This is a genomic window from Thermogutta sp. (assembly GCF_014359955.1).
Taxonomy (GTDB): domain Bacteria; phylum Planctomycetota; class Planctomycetia; order Pirellulales; family Thermoguttaceae; genus Thermogutta.
In genome coordinates, this window is the sequence record NZ_JACIYL010000085.1 from 1 (window position 1) to 9,770 (window position 9,770).

The window sequence follows — 9,770 nt, forward strand, 5'->3', positions numbered from 1 at the left end:
GTCTCCATGCTCACGGCGGCGAGCAGCGGCCTTGGCCACGGCCAGAGAGACGCCGAGGATGGCGTTGGCACCTAGTTGACTCTTGTTCTCAGTGCCGTCCAGTTCGATCATCAGTTTGTCGATGGCCGTCTGGTCCAGGGCGTCCATGCCGCAGATTTCGTCGGCCAATTTCTCATTGATGTTCCGAACCGCCTGGGTCACCCCCTTGCCGAGGTATTTGCTGCTGTCGCCATCGCGGAGTTCCAGGGCCTCCCGGGTTCCCGTGCTCGCTCCGCTGGGGACCGCCGCCCGACCGAACGAGCCGTCCTCGAGGAGCACGTCCACCTCGACCGTCGGGTTTCCGCGACTATCCAAAATCTGCCGACCAACAATGTCAATAATCGTGGAGCTCATCGTTCCATCCTTTCTTGCGACTCAGGACACGGGCTCAAAAGCTTTTCCTGGGACCTCCCGGTAGCTTTTTTCACTTGACAACACGCCCTTCCAGCAATCGTGGGACCTTCCGATACACACCGATCGAACAGAATGCCCCGGCACGACTGCTGCGCTCACCTCCCGCACCCCGGAGTAAAACACTTATTGTGATGCAAAACGGCTGGGACGACCAGACAGGGCGTTCCATTCGGCAAAGGGATCGGGCAAATTCCCAAGAAGGTCGAACCTGACTTCGGAGACCATTCTGCCAGATCGAATTGACAAATAGATGAGCAAGATGCTTTCAATTGCGCCCGGAAATGCCGGACACGCCGCAAAAGTCGTTAGTAGCGTGGAGAAGTTTTTTCTGCCAAAGCAGGCTGGCCGTCGTCGGCTGGAGAGTTGCCGTAAACGTAGGCTTCCCATTGTTTGAGGTCCATACCGAAGTCCTTGCCGGTGGTCTGTTTGAGAGATTGCACCGCAAGGTACTGGATGGCGGGGTCGCGGTTGCGAAGCAGTTTGGCCAAAACCTCGCTCGCATGAGGGTCCCTCAGTCGGCCGAGGGCCTTGATAGCCGCCTGGCGAACGTCCTGATCCATGTCGTTCAGGGCCAGTTCAGCGAGCACCTGTGTGGCGGAACCAGGCGGACTTTTGGCGAGCAAATGGCACAATTGGATCCGTACGCTTGGCTCGTCGTCGCTCTTGGCACGTTCCACAAGTGTCTCGCTCGGTGGCACGTTCAACTGTCCCATAAGACGGAGAAGCTCCGCCCTCAATTGCGGGTCATCCTCCGCAAAGAAGGCTTCCTCCAGTTGTCGGGCGGCATTGGTTTTAGCGCTGGGACTTGTTGCGCTTTTGACCAGTTTTTGCCAGTTTTGGAGCTTATCTCGGGGGGCGACGACTCCCGGAGGCAGCGGAACATCCTGCGATGTCTTCTTCTTTCGCAAAAAACTGTCCGAACTGCTACACCCCGCTGCGACCACAAGGAGGATGCAGATTCCACCGAGCACACGGGACCTTGGCCCTCCTGGCGGCGCCGGCCGCCGTGGTCTGTCAAATCTCGTTAGATGCATTTCTGATGTGGATGGCACGATCGACATGCACGTTTCCGCCAAAGCGTGAGGTCAGGCGTCCCGCCGGTGCCTGAAAACACCAGGGAGAATCGTCGGGAACGCGGGTTGCCAGCGGCACCACCGTTCCTCCAGGCACTTTCTCGCCTGGCTTGCGGAGGCTTTCTTTATCAGCACTCGCGAAAGCCGTGGATCGTCGCTCCAAAAACGCCTCTCGGTCGAAACGGCCCCGCAAATGACTGTCGGGGAAACTTACTCAATTCTGTTCAGTTTGCCAAGATTCATTTTGCTTGCTTTTTGAAGGGAGCAGCGACATCGCGGCAATGGGGGCGGTGCTACCCTGAACCGCTTCACTGCCCGCTGGTCTTTCCACAATCGGCCCGAGCAGAGTTGGACTCCTGCTTCTGAACAGACCAGGATTCACAAGACCGTTGCGAAATCGGCGGCAACTATTCGCCCTCGGTAAGGGGATGTGATATGATAACAGGTGGTGGCCACCCCCTGCGCATGTTCCATGAGGCGGTCTCGACCTGCGGGTGTTTGTCGCGGGGTGGTTTGCGGTCCATTGGGTGCAAAGGGAAGGAGCGAGTGTCATGATTGAACCGGCCGACCATACGAAAAAACGCAATTGGGTCGAGACCATCCTCAGATATGTGCCTGGCTTCCGGGGTTATTTGGAAAAGGAGTACCGTCGAGAAAGTGACAACCTCCAGCGCGAGTGGCTGGCCAGTCGCCTCGAGCGGGCAAAGCGGGCCATCGACAACCTGATGGGATTGCTGGCCGAAGGCGGCCACGTGGACCAGCTCGCCAAGCTGGATCAGGTGCGTAGCCGGATCGATCACCTCATCGCGCGGGTGCGAGGGGCCATGGAAGGCTATAGCGGCTTCTTCGACCTTGTCAAAATTGACGAAGCGGTGCTCGATCGAGTCTACGAATATGATGTATCTCTCGCGGAGAAGGTGGAGGAGCTCGCCACGGCGATCGAGCGCTTGCCCAAGTGCCCTTCCGACCTGTCCTGCGCGATCGACGAGGTGGTCGCTTCGCTCGAAGAGTTTCATCGCTTGTGGGACGCGCGGGAAGAGATTCTCGCTGGTCTGCGATGAGTCGTGCCCCCTGGCTCTTACGCGCTCCAAAAGGAACGGACGCGCGGTAGTTGATCGCGTATGTGGATAATCGAGTGACCGGGGCGAGTGTATGATCTCGACAGAATCGGCAGAGGAGACTGTTCCATGGGCGTGCGCCTGGAAGTGATCCAATTCTTCGATGAGACAAACCGCTCGCTGATTCAGCGCATTCCGCCGGAAGGATCAGCGGATATCAAACTGGGTGCGCAGCTCATTGTTTATGAAAACCAGGAGGCCGTCTTTTTTCGCGACGGCAAAGCCCTCGACCGGTTTGGGCCCGGACGCTACACACTGACAACGGCCAACGTGCCCCTGATCACGCGACTGCTGACAATTCCATGGGAGAAATCCCCTTTTCAATGTTCCGTCTATTTCGTGGGCAAGCAGACGTTTCTGGATCAGAAATGGGGAACCCGCCAACCCATTGTCTATCGCGACCCGCAGCTTGGGATGGTCCGTCTGCGGAGTTTCGGCAAGTTTTCATTCCGGGTGAGGGACTCAGTCGTTCTCATCAACACGCTCGTGGGGACGCAAGGCAAGTTTACGACCGAGGAGGCTACCAATTTCCTGAAGGACCTCATTGTCGCTCGTCTCACCGATTTTCTGGGCAGCCTCAATATCAGCCTCCTTGATCTTCCTTCCCGCTATGACGAACTGGCGGCCGGGGCAAGGGCCAAAGTGGCAGAAGATTTCGCCAAATACGGACTGGAGATTGTGGACTTTTTTATCAACGCCATAACTCCGCCCGAAGAAGTGCAGCGCATGATCGACGCACGCAGTGGCATGGGGGCCATTGGGAATCTGGACGCCTATTTAAAGTTTCAAATTGCCCAGAGTTTGGGAAAGCTGGCCGAGGGACATGGCGAGGGCAGCGGCGCCATGGGAATGGGCTATGGCGCTGGATTCGGCATGATGTTACCGGCCATGATTCGCGAAGCGATGCGGGACAGTACCATTCCGCCGGCGCCGGGTGCCACGCCTGGGGCGCCAACCGTTGCAACACCGCCAGGTTCTTCCCCGGCTCCCGGTCCTATGGGTGCTCCGGTGATGGCGGGAGGTGCACAGACGGTTCAGCAACCAGAAAAAGGTGCGGCTGAAGCCACCAGCGATCCCGTTGCGTTGGTCCGGGAATTTGCGTCTCGGTCCGGCTATCAGGTGGAAGAGACGGCGGGCAAGCTGAAGGTGCTTGTCCCCGTGGGAAATCTCCGCAAGCAAATTGTCTGGTGTGGTGTTTATCAGCCACGGTCCGCCGGTGAGCGGGTGGTACGTTTCTGGTCGGTGTGTGGTCCGGCTACCGAAAAAAACGCCGCGACTCTTTTGCGATTCAATGCCCGATTGGCCATCGGAGCTTTTGCGTACGACAAGCTGGATGGTCAGGAAGTCATCATTCTCCAGACCACCGTTCCGGCCTCGACGATGACCATTTTCGACGTCGCCCGAATACTCCCGGCCCTCGCATGGCAGGCTGATCGGGTGGAGGAACAATTGAGTGGAGAAGACGTTTACTGAGGCACCTCCCATTTTTCAGATATGTGCTGACGGGATGAGTGGAGTAACACGTGTCTCTCAACCAGCCGTCTTTTCGAGAGTTGCCGTCTGCTGGCTCACAGCCGTTTTGTTGCTGTTACTGGGGAGCTTTGCTGCTGTCGGCTATTCGCTGGACGTCGTGCAAGTCAAAGAGGGCGAGAGCGTCCTCACACACCGTGGCCGAATTCTTGTGCAGGCCGTGGACGGTGGGGTCCTCCTGCTAACGCCAGAAGGGCGTTTGCTCCCGCTTGCGCCGGCCGAAATCGTATCTGTATCCCACGATTCCGCACAGTTCGCACCGGCAACTCCGGAGGATGTCGCTCGGTGGTGGCTGACGCAACTGCCCTCGGGTTTTGAAATCTATCAAACGGCCCACTATGTGGTTTTACACAATACCTCTCGCGATTATGCACGCTGGTGTGGGAGTCTTTTGGAAAGACTTTATGCCGGGTTTACCGCGTATTTTTCCAACAAAGGGGTCACCATTGAGAAACCGGAGTTTCCCCTTGTTGTGATCATTTTCTCAACTCGTGAGCAGTATGTGGCGCATTGCCGGGCTGAAGTGGGCGATGGTATTGAGAAAATTCAGGGGCACTACAACCTGGTGACGAACGTCGTCACGATGTATGACCTGACCGGGAGCGGCGGGACTGCGACGGCCGTGCAGATCGCCCGATTTGTGCAAAGCCCGAACGTGCGGCAAAGCATTGCCACGGTTGTGCATGAGGCGACTCACCAATTGGCCAACAACTGCGGGATCACCTGCCGCTGGACCGATACGCCTCAGTGGGTGGCCGAGGGGCTGGCCATGTTCTTTGAGACACCTGACTTGAGAAGTGCGCGCGGCTGGGCCACAGTGGGGGTGGTCAATCAATCCCGGCTGGACCGTTTTCGCACTTATCTTGCCAGAAGACCAGATGATTCGCTGATAACGCTCATTCGCGACAATGCACGCTTCCAGAGCACGGAAACCGCCTTGGACGCCTACGCCGAAGCCTGGGCATTGACGTATTTCCTGCTCCAGCAGAAACGAAGCGCTTTTTTGGAATACCTCAAGCGGCTGCGAGAAAAGCCGCCCCTGGTTTATGACTCCCCAGAAGAAAGAATCCGCCAGTTCACGGAAATCTTCGGAAATGTTGAGGCCCTCGACGCGCAGCTTGTCCGTTTCGTTTCGCGTCTGCGTTGACTCCTCTCGCCGAGCTAAGCCAATAACGGCCGGACGCTTGTTCCTTGAGGGGGTTCGAAATAAGATAAGGGGCGAATTCGGGTTGCACAATTCTCGCCAGAGTGTTCCACACATCCGTTGTAGCGTTGCATCGTGCCCCCCTGCAAACGCAGAAGCGTCAGGTCCGGTTTTGAAGGAAGGAGTTCGTCATGACACGTTCACAGCAAGCATCTCGCGGAACAACGAAGCCGTCTGCTCCCACTCGAAGAGATTTCCTCAAGACAACCGGGTTGGTGACAGGCGCCGCGCTGACCGGTGTCTCGATCGCTCGAATGGCTCATGCTGCTGGAGAAGAGCCGATTTTGAAAATTGCCCTCATTGGATGCGGCGGACGGGGAACCGGCGCCGCAGCCAATGCCCTGGAGGCGGATCCAAGAACTGTCCTTGTCGCCATGGCTGATGTGTTCGAAGACCGTTTGAAGAGCAGCCTCGCGGCCTTGAAAAAGCAGTTTCCTGATCGCGTCAAGGTAACTCCCGAAACCTCCTTCGTCGGCTTCGAGGCGTACAAGAGTGCCATTGCAGCGGGCGTGGACGTGGTACTTCTGTGCGAGCCGCCGCATTTCCGCCCCATTCATCTCAAGGCGGCGGTAGAAGCCGGAAAGCACGTCTTCGCGGAAAAACCGGTGGCAGTGGATGCCGCCGGTTATCGTTCCGTCCTTGAAAGCACAGAACTGGCACGTCAGAAAGGGCTCTGCCTGGTGTCAGGCCTCTGCTGGCGATACCACCGGGCGACTGTCGAAACCGTCAAACGGATCCAGGACGGAGCGGTGGGCGACATCATCGCGATTCAGGAAACTTACAATACAGGTCATATCGGTGGACGCGATCGCGATCCAAAATTGACCGAAATGCAGTTTCAGTTGCGGAACTGGTATTGCTTCACCTGGCTCTCCGGGGACCACAATGTGGAACAGCACATCCACAGTTTGGATAAAGCCCTCTGGGTGATGCACGATGAGCCGCCGGCCGTTGCTTGGGGGTTGGGTGGACGCCAGGTGAGAACGGAAATGCCCCGCTATGGCAATATCTACGATCACCATGCCGTTTGCTATGAGTATCCGAATGGTGTTCGCGTCTACTCCTATTGCCGTCAGCATGCTAATTGCTGGAACGACACAACGGATCATGTCTTCGGCACAAAAGGCCGGGCAATCATTCTCAATCAATGGCGAATCGAGGGAGAACAGTCCTGGAAATATCAGGGCGAAAGTCCGAATATGTATGTCGAAGAACACCGCGCACTCTTTTCAGCGATCCGCAAGGGTGAACCGATCAATAACGGCGTGTACATGGCCCGCAGCACGATGATGGCCATTATGGGGCGGATGGCCACGTACACAGGGCAGAGAATCACCTGGGAAGAGGCGATCAACTCCAAGGAGGTGCTCGCCCCGTCGGCATACACGTGGGACGCGACACCGCCCATCGTCCCGGACGAAAACGGTCGTTATCCCGTGGCGATTCCGGGCATCACCAAATTTATTTGATTGTATTGACCACCGTTTCTGTAACGGCTGAATATTGACCGGCAGCCGGGGTTGGGGACCCGGAACCTCGCCCCGGCTGCGACTCTGTCGTTTGAACCTGACCCGTCCGTACGCATTACCGCGGGCGAAACACGCTCGATGCAAATAAATAACGACATCGAGTTTGGGGGAGGCATTCTGTGCGACGTCGCGAATTTTGCCAGCAAATAGGAAGCGCCATTGGGCTTTATGCCTTTTCCAGACGCGGTTACGCGCTTCCAATCACAGGACAGGATCCCGCTCTTCCCAGAAAAGCCCATGAGGCTCTTGTGCGGGCCGTGCGATTCTTTGACGAGCAAGTTTCTGTCGAAGGGGGTTACGTATGGGCGTATTCCGAGGATTTGCGCTTTCGCGAAGGTGAGGGGCCGGCGTCACCGTCAACGGCCTGGGTGCAACCACCGGGCAGTCCGAGTGTCGGAATGGCGCTGCTCAACGCGTTTCGCCTGACGAAGGAGCCCGTTTGTCTTCAAGCGGCTACCCGCACAGCTCATGCACTTGTGAAAGGCCAACTCGTTTCGGGGGGCTGGGATTACCGAATCGAATTTTCGCCGGACCTGCGGAGGAACTACCGTTACCGTCAGCCGCCAAGTGGTGGTGAGAAAGCACGAAACTTGTCAACGCTCGACGACAATACGACACAGTCGGCGCTGCAGTTCCTGATCGAGTTCGATCGCACAACAGGAATGGCCGACAAAGAGGTCCATGAAGCGGTTCTTTACGGGCTGAATTCTCTTTTGGCGGTGCAACGTCCTAACGGAGGCTGGCCCCAGCGATTCAGCGAACCACCTCGCCCCGAGAGTTATCCGGACGTGCCGGCCTCTTATCCAGTGGACGGGCCGCGCCAGTGGCCGGGCAGGCCTTACTACGATTGTTACACTCTCAACGACAACGCACATAACGATGCCCTTAAAACAGTGCTTCTGGCCTGGCGGGTGTACGGAGACGAACGATATCGTGTGGCAGCCCAACGAGCCGCAGAGTTCCTATTAAAAGCCCAGATGCCGGATCCACAGCCCGCCTGGGCCCAGCAGTACGATGCCCAAATGCACCCTTGCTGGGCACGGAAGTTCGAGCCGCCGGCCATCTCTGGCGGAGAATCACAGGGTGTGCTGCGGGCACTGATTCTGGCATTTCACGAGCTGGAGGAATCACGCTTCCTCGATCCTCTTCCCCGCGCTCTTGCCTATCTTGAGCGGTCTTTACTTCCCGATGGAAAGTTAGCACGATTTTATGAATTGAAGACGAATCGGCCCTTGTATTTCACACAGGACTATCAGTTAACATACAGTGATGCAGATCTCCCGACGCACTATGCCTTCAAAGTAGATAATGATATTGGCAGTATCCGACAGCTTTATGAACGCGCTCGCCGCACAGGACCGCAACCGTTGGGGAAAAAGGAAGCTCCCTCCCCTGCTCTCTCTCCCGATCTGGTGCGATCAGCGGAACAAGTGGTAAGACAGTTGGATGAACAGGGGCGTTGGGTCGAGAAAGGGAGCCTCAAAACCATCGGGAAAGATCAAACTGGAAATCGGATCATCACCACGCGAACGTTCATCAAAAATATCGGAATACTCGCTCAATATCTTGCAGCTGTGCGAAAAGAATAATCTCCGAATATCACACGGGATAAAAGTTTCTGAAAGAGCGGCATCCTGATGCGAGGACGACGCTCGAATGTTGTTTACATAGCGATTGGCTGCTTCTGGCTTGGGGAGATCATCGCATGAGACGTTGCACAACGCTGGCGTTGGTGGAGGGAGTGCTGGCTGTGGGATTGGGCCTTTGCGCGGCCACACCTTTCGCGTTTGGCGCTGCACCGCGACCGAATATCGTCTGGCTGACCACGGAGGACAACGCCGCATGCTGGTATCGGCTCTATAATCCGGCAGGGGCACCGATGCCCAACGTGGAACGATTGGCGAAAGAGGGAATTGTTTTTAATAATGTCTATTCATGCTCACCCGTTTGTTCGCCAGCCCGAAGTACCCTCATCTCCGGCTGTTACGCACCGCGGTTGGGTGCGCAGTGGCACCGGAAAATCCTGCCGGTGAAGCTTCCCCCAGGCCTGCATATGTTTCCCTGGTACCTGCGTCAGGCCGGCTACTATACGACGAATAACAGCAAAGAGGATTATAATTTTGCCCCTTCCGAAAAGGCAGATGTGTGGGACGAATCTTCGCCGCGGGCCAGCTACCGCAACCGGCGACCGGGGCAACCATTTTTTCATGTTCAAAACTTTGGCCGAACCCACGAGAGTCAGTTATTCCCCAATAAAGACAATTCCGAGCTGGAAACGGATCCCAACTCCGTTGTCTTGTTTCCCTACCATCCCGATACGCCCCTTTTCAGAAATAAATACGCGCATTGTCTGGATCTGCAGCGCGAAGTCGATCGACAGATCGGCGATTTTATTCGGCAGCTCGAAAAGGATGGACTACTCGATGATACGTTCATCTTTCAATTTGGTGACAACGGCGGTGTCTTGCCCGGCAGCAAGGGGTATGCCCGGGAGGACGGCTTGCACGTTGCTTTGATTGTGTATGTTCCCAAAAACTGGCAGCACCTGGTCCCTGCACCGCGTGGCTCACGGGTGGATGGGGTCATTCAGTTCGTTGATCTGGGTCCCACGGTACTCAACCTCGCCGGCGTGCCGATCCCGGAGGGAATGGACGGCAAACCGTTTTTGGGACCCGGTGTCACACCGGAAGAACTCAATCAGAGGAACCAGGCCTTCGGCTACGCCGATCGCTTTGATGAAAAATATGACCTCGTCCGTTTTCTGCGAAAGGGCAAATATACTTACTGGCGAAATTACCAACCTTTCAACTTTGACGGCCTCTACAACGAGTATCGTAATAAGCAGGCCGCCTACCGGGAATGG

At 56.5% G+C, this 9,770-nt stretch carries 8 protein-coding genes and 1 pseudogene; 6 read left to right on the top strand and 3 right to left on the bottom strand.

Annotated elements, in window-relative coordinates; genetic code table 11:
- The 3 genes and pseudogenes from eno to H5U08_RS04430 all read right to left on the bottom strand — a co-directional run.
- A pseudogene (eno, locus tag H5U08_RS04420) lies at nucleotides 1–393 on the bottom strand (phosphopyruvate hydratase); the annotation flags it as partial.
- Nucleotides 394–758: 365 nt separating this feature from the next.
- Nucleotides 759–1,424 (bottom strand): HEAT repeat domain-containing protein, encoded by a 666-nt coding sequence (locus H5U08_RS04425; protein WP_297030631.1) that lies wholly within the window; start codon nucleotides 1,422–1,424, stop codon nucleotides 759–761.
- 43 nt (nucleotides 1,425–1,467) lie between these two features.
- Nucleotides 1,468–1,689: a hypothetical protein gene (locus H5U08_RS04430; RefSeq protein WP_297030634.1), complete on the bottom strand. Its 222-nt coding sequence runs from the start codon at nucleotides 1,687–1,689 to the stop codon at nucleotides 1,468–1,470.
- 388 nt (nucleotides 1,690–2,077) lie between these two features.
- Here H5U08_RS04430 and H5U08_RS04435 point away from each other — a divergent pair, with 388 nt between their 5' ends.
- The 6 genes from H5U08_RS04435 to H5U08_RS04460 all read left to right on the top strand — a co-directional run.
- Nucleotides 2,078–2,587, top strand: coding sequence for a hypothetical protein (locus tag H5U08_RS04435; RefSeq protein ID WP_297030636.1), 510 nt, complete (start codon nucleotides 2,078–2,080; stop codon nucleotides 2,585–2,587).
- A gap of 126 nt (nucleotides 2,588–2,713) precedes the next feature.
- Nucleotides 2,714–4,117, top strand: a complete 1,404-nt coding sequence (locus H5U08_RS04440; protein WP_297030638.1) for an SPFH domain-containing protein — start codon at nucleotides 2,714–2,716, stop codon at nucleotides 4,115–4,117.
- A 34-nt stretch (nucleotides 4,118–4,151) separates the two neighbouring features.
- Nucleotides 4,152–5,321 carry a DUF1570 domain-containing protein gene (locus tag H5U08_RS04445; RefSeq protein WP_297030641.1) on the top strand — a complete coding sequence of 390 codons (1,170 nt, stop codon included), beginning with the start codon at nucleotides 4,152–4,154 and terminating at the stop codon, nucleotides 5,319–5,321.
- Nucleotides 5,322–5,509: 188 nt separating this feature from the next.
- On the top strand, nucleotides 5,510–6,847 hold the full coding sequence (locus H5U08_RS04450; protein WP_297030643.1) for a Gfo/Idh/MocA family oxidoreductase: 1,338 nt from the start codon (nucleotides 5,510–5,512) through the stop codon (nucleotides 6,845–6,847).
- A gap of 179 nt (nucleotides 6,848–7,026) precedes the next feature.
- A complete protein-coding gene (locus H5U08_RS04455; RefSeq protein WP_297030646.1) occupies nucleotides 7,027–8,496 on the top strand; it encodes a pectate lyase in 1,470 nt (489 codons plus the stop codon).
- A gap of 116 nt (nucleotides 8,497–8,612) precedes the next feature.
- On the top strand, nucleotides 8,613–9,770 hold a 1,158-nt coding region (locus H5U08_RS04460), incomplete at its 3' end, for a sulfatase (RefSeq protein WP_297030648.1).